This window comes from Thauera sp. ZXT1-4 (assembly GCF_052598215.2).
In genome coordinates this window covers 245,113-260,775 of sequence record NZ_JBQWSN020000001.1, presented here as the reverse complement: position 1 = coordinate 260,775, position 15,663 = coordinate 245,113, and the positions used below count along the sequence as shown (strand labels likewise).

The following is a 15,663-nucleotide window of genomic DNA, read 5'->3' as shown; positions in this document are numbered from 1 at the left end:
CTGAACACGTGAGCCGCCCATGAGCATTTCCCGCCATCAGGCCGTAGGGGCCTACAGGCGCTGGACGCCGGCCGACTTCGATGCCGAAGGCGAGGACGGCGCTGCAGACGACGCGGATACCGGCGAGGCATCATCGGCTGAGGCCGAACCGACCGCAGTCGCTGCACCCGCTGCGGCGGAGGAGGCGCCCGCCCCAGCCGGGCCGCCCGAGTTGCCCGAGTTGCCCGCCGATTTCCGCCTGCCCACAGCGGAGGAGATCGAGCGCATGCACGAGGAGGTGCGCCAGGCCGGCTTCGACGAAGGCCGGCGCGAAGGCGTGGCCGAAGGGCTGGAGGCCGGACGCAAGCAGGGGTACGAGGAAGGTCAGCGCCAGGCCGCGCAGGAAGCCGGACGGATCGCCAGGCTGGTGGACACGCTCGAGGACGCGATGCAGACGCTGGACGCGGAGATCGCAGAAGAGCTCATGGCGCTCGCGATCGAGATGGCGCGGCGCATGGTGCGGCTCACGCTCGAGCACCACCCTGAAACCATCCTCGACACCGTACGCGAAGCCCTGCTCCAGCTTCCCCAGGGGCACGCGCAGATCCATCTTCACCCCGAGGACCTGGACCTCGTGCGCAGGCACGCAGGCGATCAGTTCGCACACGGCGGACATCGGCTGCACGAGGATCTGCACCTTCAGCGCGGCGAGTGCCGCATCGAGGGCCAGGGCACCGTTGTAGACGCGACCCTGCAGACGCGCTGGCGCCGGGTGCTGGAATCGATCGGGCACGAGAAGGCCGCCTGGTCGCCTGCGGGAGGGGCCGCGGAAGGGGCCGCGGAGGACGTTGCGGAGAGCGTTGCGGAACAGGCGGGCGAAGAGACGGAGGAGCCAGTCTGGGGCGCAACCGAAGACGGAAGCGGGGAAGGAGGCAGGCAACCGCTCAAGGACGCGAACAGCCCAGACGACAGCCAGCCCGGCGGCCCCGGAGCGGCGCAGGCACCCGGCCCATGAATCCACACACCGCCCTGTGGCGCAGTTTCCTCACCGACGGACGCCATCTGGTCGAGGGCTGCAACCCGCTCGAAACCTCGGGCCGGCTCACGCGCATCAACGGGCTGGTGATGGAGGCCGCCGGCATCAAGCTGCCGCTGGGCGCGGGCTGCCGCATCCTGGTGCCCGGAGGCGGCTCGGTGGATGCCGAGGTGGTGGGCTTCAACGGCGACAAGCTGTACATGATGCCCACCGACGACGTTTTCGGCCTCGCCCCCGGGGCGCGCGTGCTGCCGATCGAAGTGGGCGTGCCGCGCCTGGTGCCGGGCAAGCGCATCGGCCCGCGCCGGCGCGCCGCCGACCGCGCCAAGCATCTCCCGGTGGGCGATGAGCTGCTGGGCCGCGTCGTGGATGGCGCCGGCCGTCCGCTAGACGGACATGGTCCGCTCGGGACCCAGGAAACGCGCTCGCTGCAGGGCCGTGCAATCAACCCGCTCTCGCGCGCACCGATCAGCCAGCCGCTCGATGTGGGCATTCGCGCCATCAACGCGCTGCTGACGGTCGGGCGCGGGCAGCGCCTGGGGCTCTTCGCCGGCTCCGGCGTGGGCAAGTCGGTGCTGATCGGGATGATGGCCCGCTACACCGAAGCCGACGTGATCGTGGTCGGCCTGATCGGCGAGCGGGGCCGGGAAGTGAAGGAGTTCATCGACCAGAGCCTGGGCCCGGAAGGTCTCGCGCGCTCGGTGGTGGTCGCGGCGCCAGCCGATACCAGCCCGCTGATGCGCATGCAGGGCGCAGCCTATGCGACCACGGTGGCGGAACACTTCCGCGACCGCGGCAAGCAGGTGCTGCTGATCATGGATTCGCTGACGCGCTACGCGATGGCCCAGCGCGAGATCGCGCTGGCGATCGGCGAGCCGCCGGTCACCCGCGGCTACCCGCCAAGCGTGTTCGCGCGCTTGCCTGCACTGGTCGAGCGCGCCGGCAACGGCCCGGAGGGCGGCGGCTCGATCACTGCCTTCTATACCGTGCTCGCCGAAGGCGACGACCAGCAGGACCCGATCGCGGATTCTGCGCGAGCGATCCTCGACGGCCACTTCGTGCTGTCCCGCACGCTCGCGGATCAGGGCCACTACCCCGCGATCGACATCGAGCAATCCATCTCGCGCGCAATGCACAACCTGGTGGGCGACGACCACTTCGCCGTCGTGCGTCAGTTCAAGCAGTTCTTCTCGCGCTACCAGCGCTCGCGCGACCTGATCGCGGTGGGCGCCTACCAGGCCGGCGGAGACCCGGTGCTGGACACCGCGGTGCGGCTGTACCCCAGGCTGGAGGCCTTCCTCCAGCAGGGCATCCACGAACGCGAATCGCACGAGGGCGCGCTGCGCAAGCTCGCCGAAGTGTTCGGCTGACAAGGCGCGCGGCCCCCCGTTCGCGCCTGCCGGCGCAAAGGACAGGGGTCTGGATCGGGCAAGACTGTTGGGCAAGACGAGCCAGCGGCCCTCCGGCACGCTAGAATCCGGCTTCCAGACTGCACGCCAACCGGCAGCCGATGACTGCGCAATTCCACCTCCAGCCCCTGCTCGACCTCGCCAACACCCGCACCGACGAAGCCGCCCGCAGGCTTGGCGAGCTCGTCGCCGCCGAGCGCGATCAGGCGCAGAAGCTCGAGATGCTCGAAACCTACCGCAAGGAATACAACGAGCGCTTCGTGCAGGCTGCGCGCGATGGCATGAGCCCGGACGCCTGGCGCAATTTCAGCGCCTTCATGGGCAGGCTCGATGAAGCCATCGCCGCACAGCGCAAGCTCGTGGAGCAGTCCCAGGCGCGCACGGTGGAAGGTCAGCAGACCTGGATCGCCCAGCACACCCGCCTGAAGGCCTTCGACACGCTCTCGCAGCGCCACCGGTCTGCCCTGGACCAAGCCGAATCACGGCGCGAGCAGAAACAGGCGGACGAGCACGCGGCGCGCCGGCGATTCGATTCCGGCAGCGATGACGAAGGCGAGGGCGAATCTTGACCCCGCTGAGCACGCGCCCGAAGCCCGTCGCAGGGCCCTGTCCGTTGGTGGCATGAGCCTTGCTTGAGGTTGCGCACCGGATCCTTTGATCCCCGCCAGCCTCACAGGGACCCAGACATGTCTGCACTGCCTTCCGCATACGCCTCCGCACGCAACCCGGTCTCCGCCGTGAACCTGCTCTCGGCGCAGCCAGAGCCCGCAAACCCGGCGGCCCGCAACGCGCGCACCGAAGCCCAGGCCAGTTTCCGCACCGACACCCGCGCCAACTCCTTCTCGCAAACCCTGCAGAGCCGGATGCCGGAGCCCCCACGCAATGAAGCTCCGCGCCCGCAGGACAGGCAGGGTGCGGAACGCAGCACCGCTGCCGAAGGCCGCAACAGCCCCTCGCCCGAGCGCGCGTCCTCCCCCGACGGCGCACGCGCGGCCGAGGCGGACCAACCCGCGGACGCCCCGCCCTCCACCCAAGCGCAGGAGGGCAACTCGGGCAGCGGCCAGAACCCTTCCGACGCGCAAGGACAGGCGCAGACCGCAGCACAGCCGCAGCAGCCTGCCACAGCCGGCAGCCCGGAGGCTTCGGCGGCGGCTTCCGTTGCCGGCTTGCCGGCAGCCATTGCCGCCCTGCTCTCCGGGCAGCAGGACAGTGCCGCCGTGGAGGATGGCACGGAGAGCCTGCTGACGAACCCCAACGGCGGGAAGAAATCAATTCATAATTCGGCGCTGCTGACGAGCCTGGGCCAGGAGATCGCGGACGGCAATGCCAACCCCGGGCTGCAGGCCAAGGCCATCGCAGTGGCGGCAAACGCAGTTTCTGCCGGCATCGCCGCCGGACGCGGTGCCGAGGCTGCGACGGGACTGGTCAAGGAAGGCGCAGAGGGCGGCGCCAGCCTGCAGGGCACCGGACTGCACCTGCATGGTTCGCCGCAGTTGCTGCGCCAGGCGCAGGGTGCGCAACCCACGCCGCAGTTGCCCGTCCAGACGCCAGCCGGCCAGCAGGCGTGGGCGGAGGACGTCAGCAACCAGGTGCGCTGGATGCTCGGCCGCGCCGAAAGCAAGGCAGAACTGGTGCTGACACCGCCGAGCCTCGGCAAGCTCGAAGTCTCGATCAGCCTCAACGGCGACCATACGACGGCGCAGTTCATCGCGTCCAGCCAGGCCGCCCGCGATGCGCTCGAGCGCGCCATGCCGCATCTGCGCGAGATCCTTCAGCAGGCGGGCATCATGCTGGGCGATGCAAACGTGAGCACTTCGGGTCAGCAGGGCCGCGATGGCGGCACCTCCCGCCAGGACGGGGGAAATGGCCAGGGCGATGAAGCCCTCAACGGGGCGGGGACCCAGTCCGGCAGCGGTGGCGGCTGGGTGAAACAACAGCAGGGGATGGTCGACACCTTCGCCTGAAGTGCGCGAATTGGGGCTGCTCTGCCCCACTTTTCGGCGCTTTGGCTTGCGTGACCCTCCCGGATAATGCAATTCGTACAACAGGAGAAACGCATGGCCAAGGCACCGGCAAAGACGGAAGAAGGCGAAGACGTCCCCAAGAAGAAAGGCAAGCTCGGCCTGATCATCGTCATCGTGCTGCTCGTGGTGCTCATCCTGATCGCCGCGGGCGTCGGTGCGCTGCTGCTGCTCAAGGGTGGCAAGGACAAGGACGGTGAGGAAGCCGCTGCCAGCGAGGCTGCAGCGCAAGCGCAGCTCCAGACCCAGGGCACCGTCGACCTCACCAAGCCACCGATCTTCATTCCGCTCGACGCCTTCACGGTCAATCTGCGTCGCGACGAGGGCGACCACTACCTCCAGGTGGTGGCGGTCATGCGCATCGCCGACCCGAAGATGGAGCCGACTCTGAAGGCCTTCATGCCGGAGATCCGCCACCGCATCAACCTGCTGCTGTCGGCCAAACTCCCCTCGGAGCTTGCCACCATCGAAGGGCGCGAGGCGCTCTCGCTCGAGATCACCCAGCAGGTCAATGAGGCGCTCGGTTTCCAGGCGGTGCGCGATGCGAGCGGCCGCCCCATCCCGAACGGCCCCGTGCAGTCGGTGCTGTTCACCTCCTTCATCATCCAGTAAGGAGCGGCACCATGTCCGCGGACTTTCTCTCCCAGGAAGAGGTTGACGCCCTGCTACGGGGCGTGACCGGGGAGACGGACGAACAGGCTGCGGACGACGCGGGGACGGAAGGCATTCGCCCCTACAATCTGGCGACGCAGGAGCGCATCGTGCGGGGGCGCATGCCTACGCTCGAGCTCATCAACGAGCGCTTCGCACGCTATCTGCGCATCGGCCTGTTCAACTACATGCACCGCAACGTCGAGGTCTCGGTGGGACCGATCAAGGTGCAAAAGTACGCAGAGTTCATCCGCAACCTCGTCGTGCCCACCAACCTCAACCTGGTGACCGCCAAGCCGCTGCGCGGCACCGGGCTGGTCGTCTTCGACCCGAACCTCGTGTTCCTGGTCGTGGACAACATGTTCGGCGGCGATGGGCGCTTCCACACCCGGGTCGAGGGGCGTGACTTCACACCCACCGAGCAGCGCATCATCCAGGGCATGCTCAACGTGGTCTTCACCGAGTACGCCCGCGCCTGGGCACCGGTGTTCGCACTGCATCTGGAGTACGTTCGGTCGGAGATGAACTCGCAGTTCGCCAACATCGCGACCCCCTCCGAAGTCGTGGTCGCGACCAGCTTCTCGCTCGAACTCGGCGGCGCGCAGGCGGAGATGCACATCTGCTTCCCGTACTCCATGCTCGAACCCATTCGCGATCTGCTGTATTCCACCATGCAGAGCGACCATCTGACCTCGGATCGCCGCTGGATCAAGCTGCTGACGCGACAGTTGCAGACCGTCGAGGTGGAGCTGGGCTGCAATTTCGGCAGCGCCCGCCTCACCCTGCGCGACATCGTCGACATGCGCGTGGGGGACGTGATTCCGCTGAACGTGCCCGCCGCACTGGTTGCCGAGGTGGATGGGGTACCGGTCTTCAAGTGCAACCACGGCACCAAGGGCGGACACTACGCCATCAAGCTCGAGCAATTCATCCGCGCCGACGACACCGACACATCGAGCCATCCGGGAGAAAACAATGGCTGACGACAATCTGGAACCCCAGATCACCGAAGACGACTGGGCCGCTGCGATGATGGAGCAGGCCGCGGTCGAAGCCGGAGGCGACGGCGAGGCCGACCGCGTGGCGGCCGAACTCGCCGCGGCGGCCATGGACGGCTCGCCTTACCAGGCCAAGCCGGCCAGCCAGTTGTTCGAAGACTTCGGCGGCAGCAGCGACAAGCAGGGGTCGCTGAATGATTTCGACATGATCCTCGACATCCCGGTGCAGATCACTGTGGAGTTGGGGCGCACGAAGCTGTCGATCCGCAACCTGTTGCAGCTTGCACACGGCTCGGTGGTCGAACTGGACGGTCTTGCGGGCGAGCCGATGGACGTGCTGGTCAACGGCACCCTGATCGCCCAGGGCGAGGTGGTCGTGGTCAACGACAAGTTCGGCATCCGTCTGACCGACATCATCACCCCCGCCGAGCGAATGCGTAAGATCCGCAGCTGATCGACCCATGCCCCTGCAACGACTGACCGTTCCTGTCCTGGCGGGCACCACGACACTGGCCCCGCTCTGGCCAGGCGCTGCCCTGGCACAGACTGCCCCCACCCCCGTCTCCACCCCTACCTCTTCCCCCCTCCCCGAGCTCGGTGCCAGCCTGCTGCAGATGGCGTTCGGGCTCGCCATCGTCATCGCGCTGCTGCTCGCCAGCCTGTGGCTGATCCGCCGGCTGGGCGCACCGCGCGGGGGTGGCGCCGCCATCAAGGTGCTGGGCGCCGCGGCCGTGGGTCCGCGCGAGCGCGTGGTGCTGGTCGAACTCGGTGACGAGGTCCTGGTGCTCGGTGTGGCGCCAGGCTCGGTGAGCAAACTGCACGACATGAAGCGCAGCGCGCTTCCGCTCGCCGCCGATGCGCCCGGGGTGGCAACACCGGCCGGACGCAGCTTCGCAAGCTGGCTCAAGCAGGCAACGGAGCACCGCAATGCGCGCTGAAACCGGCCGTCGATTGTCTCCCGCCTTGCTGCGCCAGCTTGCCCTGGGCGTACTGCTCGCCGGTCTGCCGCTGCTGGCCGCCGCACAGGCCCTGCCCGCGCTGACCACGACCGATGCACCCGGAGGCGGCACGACCTACAGCCTGACCATCCAGACGCTGTTGCTGATGACGCTGCTGAGCTTCATCCCGGCAATGGTGCTGATGATGACGAGCTTCACCCGCATCATCATCGTGTTTTCACTGCTGCGCCAGGCCATGGGCACGCAGACCGCGCCGCCGAACCAGGTGCTGCTCGGGCTGGCACTTTTCCTGACCTTCTTCATCATGGCGCCGGTCGCCGAGCGCGTGTATACCGACGCCTACCTGCCAATGTCCGAGGGAGCGATCCAGTTCGACGAGGCACTCGAGCGCGCGTCGGTGCCGGTAAAGGCCTTCATGCTCAAGCAGGTGCGCGAGCCCGATCTCGATCTTTTCGCCGGACTTGCCAAGGTGCCTCCGGTGGAGAAGGCCGAGGATCTGCCGATGCGCGTGGTGATCCCCGCTTTCGTTACGTCGGAGCTCAAGACCGCCTTCCAGATCGGCTTCATCATCTTCATCCCCTTCATCATCATCGACATGGTGGTCGCCTCTGTGCTGATGTCGATGGGCATGATGATGATGTCGCCCGTGATCGTGTCATTGCCCTTCAAGATCATGCTGTTCGTGCTGGTCGACGGCTGGACGCTACTGATCGGCTCGCTGGTACAGAGCTTCGCCCTCTGAAGGGCGCGTTCCGAGGAGAAACGCCATGACCCCTACCGCAGTCATCGAGATCGGGCGTCAAGCCGTCGAAGTCACGCTGCTGGTTTCCGCACCCCTGTTCGTCGCCGCACTGGCGACCGGCCTGATCATCAGCATCTTTCAGGCCGCGACCCAGATCAACGAGATGACACTCTCCTTCGTGCCCAAGCTGGTCGCGATCTTCGTCACCCTCGTGCTTGCCGGGCCGTGGATGATCACCCTGCTGACGGACTTCATGCGCAGGCTGATCCAGTCCATCCCGACGATGATCGGTTAGCGCCGCCGCGCCGCCGCACTCACCACCGCTCCGCCGCCCGATGCTCAGCGTAACCGCCGCCCAGCTCGATGCATGGCTCGCCGCGCTGATGTTTCCGCTCGCGCGGCTGCTCGGGTTGTTCTCTTCAGCGCCCGTATTCGCCAACCGAGGGGTGTCGGTGCGCGCTCGGCTCGCAATCGGCATCGCGGTGACCGTGGCCGTGCTGCCGATCATGCCGCCGATGCCGGACGTGCCGCCGAACTCCGGCCTGGGGCTGGTGATCTTCGGCCAGCAGATCTTCATCGGCATCGCGATCGGCTTCATGATGCGCATCGTGTTCGCGGCCGTGGACATGGCCGGCGCCCTGATCGGCATGCAGATGGGTCTGTCCTTCGCGATCTTCTTCGACCCCGACGCGGGCGGGCAGACCGCGGTGCTGTCGGACTTCCTGAACCTGCTCGCCACGCTGCTCTTTCTGGCGGCCAACGGTCACCTGGTGCTGATCGAGATCGTGGTCAGGAGCTTCGAGTGGCTTCCGGTCAGCACAGAGCTGCTCAGCTCCAGCGGCTGGATCTTCATCGCGCGCACCGGCCTGACCGTATTCGCGGCCGGGCTCCTGCTGTCCATGCCGATCATCGCCATGCTGCTGGTGGCGAACATCGCACTCGGTGTGCTGACGCGTGCAGCGCCGCAGCTGAACCTGTTCGCAGTGGGTTTCCCCATTACGCTCACCGCCGGTTTCATCGGTCTGCTGCTGATCATGACCAACTTCGGCCCCGTGCTGCAGAGCCTGTTCGAACGCGGCTTCGACACCATCTCGCTGCTGCTCGACGCCCTCGCCCCGCTTCCAACACCGGCCCCCTGAGGGCGGGCAATTCTCCGCCCTCCCGTCCTTTCGCCCTTTCGCCCTCTCACCCTTTCCCCTTCTTCCCCCGCTTACATCGTGGGGAAGATCTGCGAGCGCACCAGCCGGATCTCCGCGTTCGCGTAGCGGCGGGCGAAAGGCCGGGTCGACTCCACGCCTTCCTCGTAGTGCACGACCTCATAGCCGGCGAAGCCCCCGGCCTCGACGATCTGACGCGCATTGCGCAGGAACACCTGCCGCGCTTCGCCCTCACCGCCAGTGAAGAGCGATTTCATCTTCAGCGCCATGCGTACCCGGTCGCGTCCAGCCTCGCGCACGTCGATGCGCCAGGTGGGGGCGAAGGGGTCATAGATCGCGAATGCGACCAGCGCACCGGCGATGTATTGCGGCTCGAGCATGTCCAGGTCGCTGAGCATCGACAGGCCACCGGCGAGCGCAGCAACCGGCGCGAGCAACTCGACGGCCTCCTCCGGCGACACCGTCCCCGGTTCGCGGACCGAGGCCTCGTGGGTGGTGGTACAGGCCGCGAGCAAGACGGCAGCCCCAACGACAAGTGCGGTGCGCATGGAGGAACTCAATTCAGGTAGTTGAACAGCGACAGGCCGGAAACGCGCATGAAAGACTGCTGCGCCGCCTGCAGGTAGGTCTGTTGCTGCGTCAGGCGCGAGATCGCCTCGGCGTAATCGACATCCTGCAAGCCGGACAGCGTAGTGGCGTATTGCAGGTCGAGGTCGCTGCCGAGACTCGCGAGCGCTTCGGTCTCGGTGAGCTGGGAGCCGATCTGGGCGCGAGTCTTGAGGATGTTCTCCTGGCCGGCATCGAAGGTTTCGAGCGCAAAGGCAACGGCGCCGGTCATGCCCGAGGCACCCGGGCTCTCGAGCGCAGAGGCGAACATCGCCATGTTGTTGAGCAGGTTGGTGGAAGGGACGAAGACCTCGAACTTGTCTTCACTCCCGACCGGCACAGCGGTGAGGTCAAAATCGATACCATCGATTGTCGGCGTGCTGCCGACGGCATAGGTTGCCGGTGCCAGCGGCACTTCCTGCCCATCCTGCCCGATGCGGGTTACGGTATAGCTCGCGGCGAGCGCGTCGTACTCGAACTGATACCGCGTTGCCTGCCGTACGTTCGACGCATCGATCGACGCGATGGTCGGGCCAGCCTGCCCCTCGTTCGCTGCGTTCGCATAGACCTTGATCGACCCGGTGCCGAGCGTGAGCGTGCGATCGAACACGTCCGAGCCCGGCAAGCTGACGGGCATGTAGCGCGAGGCCGAGACCTGGATCGTCCGCTCGCCCTGATCACCTTCGTATCCGACGCCGGAAAGTCCGCCTGAATAGGGCTGCTGCTGCGATCGGTAGCCTCCGAAGATGTAGTCGCCCGTACCGTCCTGGCTGTTGGCAAGCGCCAGCATGGCTTCGAACTGGGCCTTCATGTCCGTTGCCATGTAGCCCAGATCCTTGGCATCCAGGGCACCATTGCCCGCCTGCACCGCGCGCTCGCGGACGTAGTGCAGAACGTCGCCCGCGCTCTGCAGGCGGGACTCGAGCAGCTTCATGGCGTCGTCGGCGTAGCCGATGTTCACCGAAAACTGGGTGTTGACCGCCTTGGTCTGGCCGACCTCCAGCGCACGCGCGGAGGCGATGGGGTCGTCCGCGGGGGTCAGCACACGCCGGCCGGTGGACACCTGCTGCTGCGTCTGCAGGATGTTCTTCCACTGCTGCTGGATCGAGCCTACGCCCTTGTCGTAGATCATGCTGGTCGATACGCGCATGATGTTCTCCCGGTGTTGCCGGCTCAGCGGCCGATGCTGATGAGTTCGTCGAACAGCCGCTGCGCCACGGTCATGACGCGCGCCGAAGCCTGGTAAGCCAGCTGGTAGCGGACGAGATTGGCGGCCTCTTCATCGAGGTTGACGCCGGACATGCTGTCGCGCGCCGTGGTGGCCTGCGTCAGCAGGGCTTCCTGCGCAGACTCGTTAACCTGAACCTCGCGCGTCTTGTTGCCAACGGTGCTCACGGTCTGTGCGTAGCTGGTCTGGAAGGTCGCTGTGGGACGCCCATTGGCATCCGCGAGCAGAACCTTCTTCGTTTGCAGGGCACCGAGCGCGACCGCATTGCGGTTGTCGGAAGCGCCGGCCACAGTGGGCGCGAAATCGAATCGGTCGCCCACCTGCGGCGCGCCGCTGATGCGTACATCGAATTCGTAACCGCCCGGCTCGACAACCCTGAACCGGACCCCGGCGGCATCACCGGACGGATCGAAGGCCGTGCTCGAGGTCGCGGGGCCGCCAACCGGCAGCCACTCGCCGCTGCTGGCCTGGTACTGGAGTCGCTGGATGGTGTAACCGCCCGTGGTCGGCAGGGCGAGATTCGCGCCGTCGAAGCTCAGCGCAAACGGGGCAAACGACGGCTGCGCTCCGGGCACATTGCCCACGCTGCGCACATCGATCTCGGACGCCTTCGCCGTCCCCTGGTTCGTCAGCGGCAGGTTGACCGAAACCGGGCCTCCGGCAGCGACCTTGCGCGGGTCCGTGATGGCCACCGAAATGTCCCGCGCCGCATTGCGGGTGGGTTGCACCAGAACGGACTGGCCCGCAGCCAAGGAACTCCCGTCGATCGTCATCCCATCAATGCTGAGGGCGCCACTTGCGGCGGACGCGGTGAGGGGAGGCTGGACGTCCCCATCGGAGAGCCGTTTCACCCTGAAGCCGCCGCTCTCGCCAATGACCTCGTAGTCGCTGGCACGCAATTGCGACACGTCATCCAGACCGACGGTTACACCCGTGCCAAGCGGCTGAACACCGATCGAAGGCGGGTTGAAGAATAGATTCCCGAGCTTGCCCTCGAGATCGACACCAAGCTGGTGCTGCGCGTTGAAGGTTTCCACGATCCCCAGTGCAATCAACCCGAGCTCGTTCTGCGCACGGTCCAGCGAATCCCTGCGGAACTCCAGCAGCCCCCCGAGCTCTCCGCCGGTCAGCAACGACTCGGCGATCTCGATCGTGTTGCCGCCGGGCGCCTTCATGGAGATGGCACCACGTTGCGGGTCGGTGGCGCTCGGGATGACCTCGAATTCGGACACCGTGCCGCGCAGCACCAGCGGCTGGCCCGAGCCGATGAAGACCGACACGCCGCCGTTGGCCTTGCCGCCGTCGGTCTCGGGCACCACGCTGATCTGCACCAGTTTGTTCAGCTCCGCCAGCAGCTGGTCGCGCTGGTCGAGCAGGTCGTTGGCCGGCGTTCCCGCCCCGCCGGCCTGCGCCACGACGATGCGCTGGTTCATCTCGGCGATGGCATTGGCGTAAGTGTTGATCGACTCGACGGTCTGGACGAGGTTGCCTTCCACCCCCTGACGGATCTCCTGCAGCCGGGTGTCGAGCGACTGGAAGCGTGATGCGAGTGCCTGGCCATTGGAGATCAGGGACTGGCGTGCCGCCACGCTGGTGGGGTTCGACGCCACCTCTTGCACGCCGGCAAAGAACTCTGCGAGCGAGGGGGACAGGCCGGTCGTGCTGTCGGCAAGCAAGTTGTTGATCTGGCCGATCTGGCTGCTGTAGGCCGAATACTGCGAGCGGCGGTTGTCCGCCTGCATCACCTGCGCCTCAAGGAACTGATCGTACGAGCGAGTGACGGAAGTGACGTTGGTGCCCTGGCCGAAGAAACCGGCCCCCGTGAACAAAGGCTCACGGGCAGCTTGGCCGACCGTCTGGCGGTGATAGCCGGTGGTGCCGGCATTGGTGATGTTGTGACTGGTCGTGTTCAGCTGGGCCTGTGCCGCATTGAGGCCCGAAACACCGATATTGAGCATGCCAGCCATGATGAATGTCCTGTTCCAATGATCCTTGACAGGAACCTAGCAATTACCTTGCCAGCGCAAAGCGGCAAGATCAGCCGAGGGTCGCGAGCGCGTTGCGCAAGGTCGCGCCGCCGATGATGCGGGTCAGCTTGTCGGCGTACTGCGGATCGGTGGCATAGCCTGCGTCCTGCAGCGCGCGCGCAAACCCGGCGGCGCTGGTGGTGCCGAGCACCGCCTCGTAGCGCGGGCTGCGCGTCATGAGGTTGGCGTAGTCCTGAAAGGATTCGGCGTAGGACGCATAGGCACGGAAGCGCGAGGGTTCCGCATAAGCCTGCCCGCCCGCATATTCGGTGACGGTCCGATCGACCGTCTCGCCCTGCCAGGCGGAGCCCGCCTTGATGTTGAACAGGTTGTGGCTGGGCCGGCCGTCGGCGTGGCGAAGTTGCTTCTCGCCCCAGCCGGTCTCGAGCGCGGCCTGTGCAACCATGAATGCAGCGGGAATGCCGGTGCGTTTGCTGGCATCGACCGCATGCGGCCAAACCTCGGTGACGAAGTCGCGCACCTTGGCCGAGACCTCGCCGCTGGCATCGCGCGCCTGCTGGATCGCTTCGACGAAGCGAGCCTGTTCGAGCGCGGTTTCCGCCATCGCCGCCGGGTCTTCCGCACCCGCGCGTGCAGAATCGGCAAGCCCGGCCTTCTGCATCACGGCAGAAATTGCCGGCCGGCGCGCCACACCGGCAAGGTCGAAGCCGCCCACGCCCGCAGCCGATGGAACAAGGGCATCGATGTCGCCTGCACCCTCGCTCTTGCCGCCGAGCTGGCGGAAGATGACCTCGGACAGGCCGGTGCCACGGGCTTGCGAAGCGTTGAGCGCAAGCTGCTGATCGAGCAGGCTCTGATACATGCGCGTCTGCTCGCTGTCGAGCATGCTGTTGGACGGTGACGCCTCACGCATCGACTTGAGGGCCATCTGCAGGAACAGCGCCTCGAACTGGCGCGCAGCCGCGCGCAGCGTTTCGTTGGACTGGCCGTCCGTGCGCGCCAGGCGCTGCAGGTCGCGCAGCGAGTTCGGGTCGAAAGCGTTGAGCTGGACGCCGGCGTTCATGACCGCAGCCTCAGATGATCTCGAGTTCGGCGCGCAGCGCACCCGCGGCCTTCATCGCCTGCAGGATGCTGACCAGGTCCATGGGATTGGCGCCGAGCGAATTGAGCGCCTTGACCACGTCGGCCAGATTGCCGCCGGCACGCACGTTATGGATGCTGCCACCGTCCTGACGGATGTCGACCTGCCCCTGGTTCTCCGCCACGACGGTCACGCCCTGCGACAAGGGATTGGGCTGGCTGACCTGTGTCTCGGCGTTGACGGTGACGGTGAGATTGCCGTGCGAGACCGCAACATTCTGCAGCGTGACGCGCTGGTTCATCACCACCGAACCGGTACGCGAATTGACGATCACCTTCGCCACCTGCTGCTCCGGCGTCACGCGCAGGCTCTCCAGTTGCCCGAGAAACGCGACGCGATGCGACACGTCCGCCGGCGCCAGCACCTGGATGCTGCGGCCATCCAGCGCGCGCGCGGCACCCGGGGAGACGGCATTGATCGCGTCCACCACGCGGCGGGCGGTGCCGAAATCGGTTTCGTTGAGCTCCAGCATGACGTAGTCGCCCTGCCCCACCGACGAGGCGACCCCGCGCTCCACCGTAGCGCCCGCGGGAATCCGTCCCGCTGCAAGGTGGTTGATGGTCTGCGCCGCGCCGCCGGCCTGAGCGCCCGCGCCGCCGACGACGAGGTTGCCCTGCGCCACCGCATAGACCTGCCCGTCGGCCCCCTTGAGCGGCGTCATGACCAGGGTTCCGCCGCGCAGGCTCTTGGCGTTGCCGATCGAGGACACGGTGACGTCGATCGCCTGGCCGGGCCGCGCGAAGGCCGGCAGGCTCGCAGTGACCATGACCGCCGCCACGTTCTTGAGCTGCATGTTGGTGCCCTGCGGCACGGTCACACCCATGTTGCCGAGCATGTTGACGATGCTCTGCTTGGTGAAGGGCGTCTGCGTGGTCTGGTCGCCACTGCCATCGAGACCGACGACGAGGCCATAGCCGACGAGCTGGTTCTCGCGCACGCCGGCGATCGAGGCAAGGTCCTTGATGCGCTCGGGTGCAGCCTCGGCTGCGGAGCTGAGGAAAATGCCGGCGGCCACGGCGGCAACCGCAGCGCGCAGCAGGAAGGGCTGGATCCGGAACATGGCGAACCTCGATCAGAATGGCAGGACGGCAAGGAAGAAGCGCTGCAGCCAGCCCATCGTGTTGGACTGGTCGATGAAGCCGCTGCCGCGGTACTCGATGCGCGCGTCGGCCACCTGGGTGGACTGGACGGTATTGGTGGACGTGACGGTGTTGGGGTCGATCACGCCGGAGAAGCGGATGAACTCGCTGCCCTGGTTGATCGCGAGCATCTTCTCGCCCGACACCAGCAAGTTGCCGTTGGGATAAACGTCGATGACGGAAACGGTGATCGTTCCATTGAAGGCATTATTCGCGCTCGCCGCCCCCGTTCCGTTGAACTCGGACTCGACCCCGGCCTCGATGTTCAGCCCATTGAGGCCGCCCAGGGGCAGACGCGACGATGCGGTAATCCCCCCCGTCATTCCGGACCCGCGCGAGGCATTGGTGTTGGCGTTCTTGGTCGCGGTGTTGCGCTCGACCAGGTTGATCGTGATGATGTCGCCGACATGACGGGCGCGCCGATCCTCGAACAGCGGCCTTGCGAGCGCGGCCTGGTAGATCGCGCCATTGGCGGGCGGCATTGCCGCGCGTTCGTTCGGGCGCACGCTCATCGGCTGATGCACCGCCGTGGGCGGAACGGTGTCGATGGACGCACAACCCGACAGCAGGGCCACGATCAGGAGCGCAAAGGCGCGGATGCTGCGCATG

17 protein-coding genes are annotated in these 15,663 nt (G+C 66.7%); 11 read left to right on the top strand and 6 right to left on the bottom strand.

The features are described 5' to 3' along the window. Window positions 1-19: 19 nt before the first annotated feature. The 11 genes from ACUH78_RS01315 (at window position 20) to fliR (ending at window position 8,934) form a co-directional block, all read left to right on the top strand. Window positions 20-994, top strand: coding sequence for a flagellar assembly protein FliH (locus tag ACUH78_RS01315; RefSeq protein WP_445332475.1), 975 nt, complete (start codon window positions 20-22; stop codon window positions 992-994). After that, entirely contained in the window at window positions 991-2,385 is a 1,395-nt protein-coding gene (gene fliI, locus ACUH78_RS01310; RefSeq protein ID WP_418362943.1) for a flagellar protein export ATPase FliI, read from the top strand. Before ACUH78_RS01315 ends, fliI begins: the two co-directional genes overlap by 4 nt. Before the next feature lie 140 nt (window positions 2,386-2,525). Further along, the gene (gene fliJ / locus ACUH78_RS01305; RefSeq protein WP_445332476.1) at window positions 2,526-2,993 is read left to right on the top strand and encodes a flagellar export protein FliJ; all 468 of its coding nucleotides are present in this window, start codon (window positions 2,526-2,528) and stop codon (window positions 2,991-2,993) included. A gap of 117 nt (window positions 2,994-3,110) precedes the next feature. Then, entirely contained in the window at window positions 3,111-4,388 is a 1,278-nt protein-coding gene (locus ACUH78_RS01300; protein ID WP_445332477.1) for a flagellar hook-length control protein FliK, read from the top strand. Between the two features lie 93 nt (window positions 4,389-4,481). Beyond that, a complete protein-coding gene (locus ACUH78_RS01295) occupies window positions 4,482-5,057 on the top strand; it encodes a flagellar basal body-associated FliL family protein (RefSeq protein WP_418362946.1) in 576 nt (191 codons plus the stop codon). Window positions 5,058-5,068: 11 nt separating this feature from the next. After that, window positions 5,069-6,079, top strand: coding sequence for a flagellar motor switch protein FliM (fliM, locus tag ACUH78_RS01290; protein ID WP_418362947.1), 1,011 nt, complete (start codon window positions 5,069-5,071; stop codon window positions 6,077-6,079). Then, entirely contained in the window at window positions 6,072-6,548 is a 477-nt protein-coding gene (gene fliN, locus ACUH78_RS01285) for a flagellar motor switch protein FliN (RefSeq protein WP_418362948.1), read from the top strand. Before fliM ends, fliN begins: the two co-directional genes overlap by 8 nt. Window positions 6,549-6,555: 7 nt before the next feature. Next, on the top strand, window positions 6,556-7,032 hold the full coding sequence (gene fliO, locus ACUH78_RS01280) for a flagellar biosynthetic protein FliO (RefSeq protein WP_418362949.1): 477 nt from the start codon (window positions 6,556-6,558) through the stop codon (window positions 7,030-7,032). Beyond that, window positions 7,022-7,795 carry a flagellar type III secretion system pore protein FliP gene (gene fliP / locus ACUH78_RS01275; RefSeq protein ID WP_418362950.1) on the top strand — a complete coding sequence of 258 codons (774 nt, stop codon included), beginning with the start codon at window positions 7,022-7,024 and terminating at the stop codon, window positions 7,793-7,795. The genes fliO and fliP overlap by 11 nt, the downstream gene beginning before the upstream one ends. A gap of 25 nt (window positions 7,796-7,820) precedes the next feature. Further along, entirely contained in the window at window positions 7,821-8,090 is a 270-nt protein-coding gene (fliQ, locus tag ACUH78_RS01270; protein WP_418362951.1) for a flagellar biosynthesis protein FliQ, read from the top strand. A gap of 40 nt (window positions 8,091-8,130) precedes the next feature. Next, window positions 8,131-8,934 (top strand): flagellar biosynthetic protein FliR, encoded by an 804-nt coding sequence (fliR, locus tag ACUH78_RS01265; protein WP_435750315.1) that lies wholly within the window; start codon window positions 8,131-8,133, stop codon window positions 8,932-8,934. 71 nt (window positions 8,935-9,005) lie between these two features. Here fliR and ACUH78_RS01260 read toward each other — a convergent pair whose 3' ends face one another. The 6 genes from ACUH78_RS01260 to ACUH78_RS01235 form a co-directional block, all read right to left on the bottom strand. Beyond that, window positions 9,006-9,500 (bottom strand): hypothetical protein, encoded by a 495-nt coding sequence (locus ACUH78_RS01260; protein ID WP_418362953.1) that lies wholly within the window; start codon window positions 9,498-9,500, stop codon window positions 9,006-9,008. Between the two features lie 8 nt (window positions 9,501-9,508). After that, complete coding sequence (gene flgL, locus ACUH78_RS01255; RefSeq protein WP_418362954.1) at window positions 9,509-10,708, bottom strand: flagellar hook-associated protein FlgL; 1,200 nt, start codon at window positions 10,706-10,708, stop codon at window positions 9,509-9,511. A gap of 23 nt (window positions 10,709-10,731) precedes the next feature. After that, window positions 10,732-12,753, bottom strand: coding sequence for a flagellar hook-associated protein FlgK (gene flgK, locus ACUH78_RS01250; protein ID WP_445332478.1), 2,022 nt, complete (start codon window positions 12,751-12,753; stop codon window positions 10,732-10,734). Between the two features lie 70 nt (window positions 12,754-12,823). Further along, the gene (flgJ, locus tag ACUH78_RS01245) at window positions 12,824-13,837 is read right to left on the bottom strand and encodes a flagellar assembly peptidoglycan hydrolase FlgJ (protein ID WP_445332479.1); all 1,014 of its coding nucleotides are present in this window, start codon (window positions 13,835-13,837) and stop codon (window positions 12,824-12,826) included. A gap of 10 nt (window positions 13,838-13,847) precedes the next feature. Then, window positions 13,848-14,975 (bottom strand): flagellar basal body P-ring protein FlgI, encoded by a 1,128-nt coding sequence (locus ACUH78_RS01240; RefSeq protein ID WP_418362957.1) that lies wholly within the window; start codon window positions 14,973-14,975, stop codon window positions 13,848-13,850. Window positions 14,976-14,987: 12 nt separating this feature from the next. Beyond that, window positions 14,988-15,662, bottom strand: a complete 675-nt coding sequence (locus ACUH78_RS01235; RefSeq protein WP_418362958.1) for a flagellar basal body L-ring protein FlgH — start codon at window positions 15,660-15,662, stop codon at window positions 14,988-14,990. Between the last annotated feature and the right edge of the window lies 1 nt (window position 15,663).

Excerpts from the sequence above, each read along its gene's own strand:
- ACUH78_RS01295 (WP_418362946.1), top strand. The coding sequence starts at position 4,482 with ATGGCCAAGGCACCGGCAAAGACGGAAGAAGGCGAAGACGTCCCCAAG.
- fliI (WP_418362943.1), top strand. The coding sequence starts at position 991 with ATGAATCCACACACCGCCCTGTGGCGCAGTTTCCTCACCGACGGACGC.
- fliO (WP_418362949.1), top strand. The coding sequence starts at position 6,556 with ATGCCCCTGCAACGACTGACCGTTCCTGTCCTGGCGGGCACCACGACA.
- ACUH78_RS01235 (WP_418362958.1), bottom strand. The coding sequence starts at position 15,662 with ATGCGCAGCATCCGCGCCTTTGCGCTCCTGATCGTGGCCCTGCTGTCG.
- flgK (WP_445332478.1), bottom strand. The coding sequence starts at position 12,753 with ATGGCTGGCATGCTCAATATCGGTGTTTCGGGCCTCAATGCGGCACAG.
- fliQ (WP_418362951.1), top strand. The coding sequence starts at position 7,821 with ATGACCCCTACCGCAGTCATCGAGATCGGGCGTCAAGCCGTCGAAGTC.
- fliN (WP_418362948.1), top strand. The coding sequence starts at position 6,072 with ATGGCTGACGACAATCTGGAACCCCAGATCACCGAAGACGACTGGGCC.
- fliM (WP_418362947.1), top strand. The coding sequence starts at position 5,069 with ATGTCCGCGGACTTTCTCTCCCAGGAAGAGGTTGACGCCCTGCTACGG.
- flgJ (WP_445332479.1), bottom strand. The coding sequence starts at position 13,837 with ATGAACGCCGGCGTCCAGCTCAACGCTTTCGACCCGAACTCGCTGCGC.
- ACUH78_RS01315 (WP_445332475.1), top strand. The coding sequence starts at position 20 with ATGAGCATTTCCCGCCATCAGGCCGTAGGGGCCTACAGGCGCTGGACG.
- flgL (WP_418362954.1), bottom strand. The coding sequence starts at position 10,708 with ATGCGCGTATCGACCAGCATGATCTACGACAAGGGCGTAGGCTCGATC.
- ACUH78_RS01260 (WP_418362953.1), bottom strand. The coding sequence starts at position 9,500 with ATGCGCACCGCACTTGTCGTTGGGGCTGCCGTCTTGCTCGCGGCCTGT.
- fliP (WP_418362950.1), top strand. The coding sequence starts at position 7,022 with ATGCGCGCTGAAACCGGCCGTCGATTGTCTCCCGCCTTGCTGCGCCAG.
- fliJ (WP_445332476.1), top strand. The coding sequence starts at position 2,526 with ATGACTGCGCAATTCCACCTCCAGCCCCTGCTCGACCTCGCCAACACC.
- ACUH78_RS01240 (WP_418362957.1), bottom strand. The coding sequence starts at position 14,975 with ATGTTCCGGATCCAGCCCTTCCTGCTGCGCGCTGCGGTTGCCGCCGTG.
- fliR (WP_435750315.1), top strand. The coding sequence starts at position 8,131 with ATGCTCAGCGTAACCGCCGCCCAGCTCGATGCATGGCTCGCCGCGCTG.
- ACUH78_RS01300 (WP_445332477.1), top strand. The coding sequence starts at position 3,111 with ATGTCTGCACTGCCTTCCGCATACGCCTCCGCACGCAACCCGGTCTCC.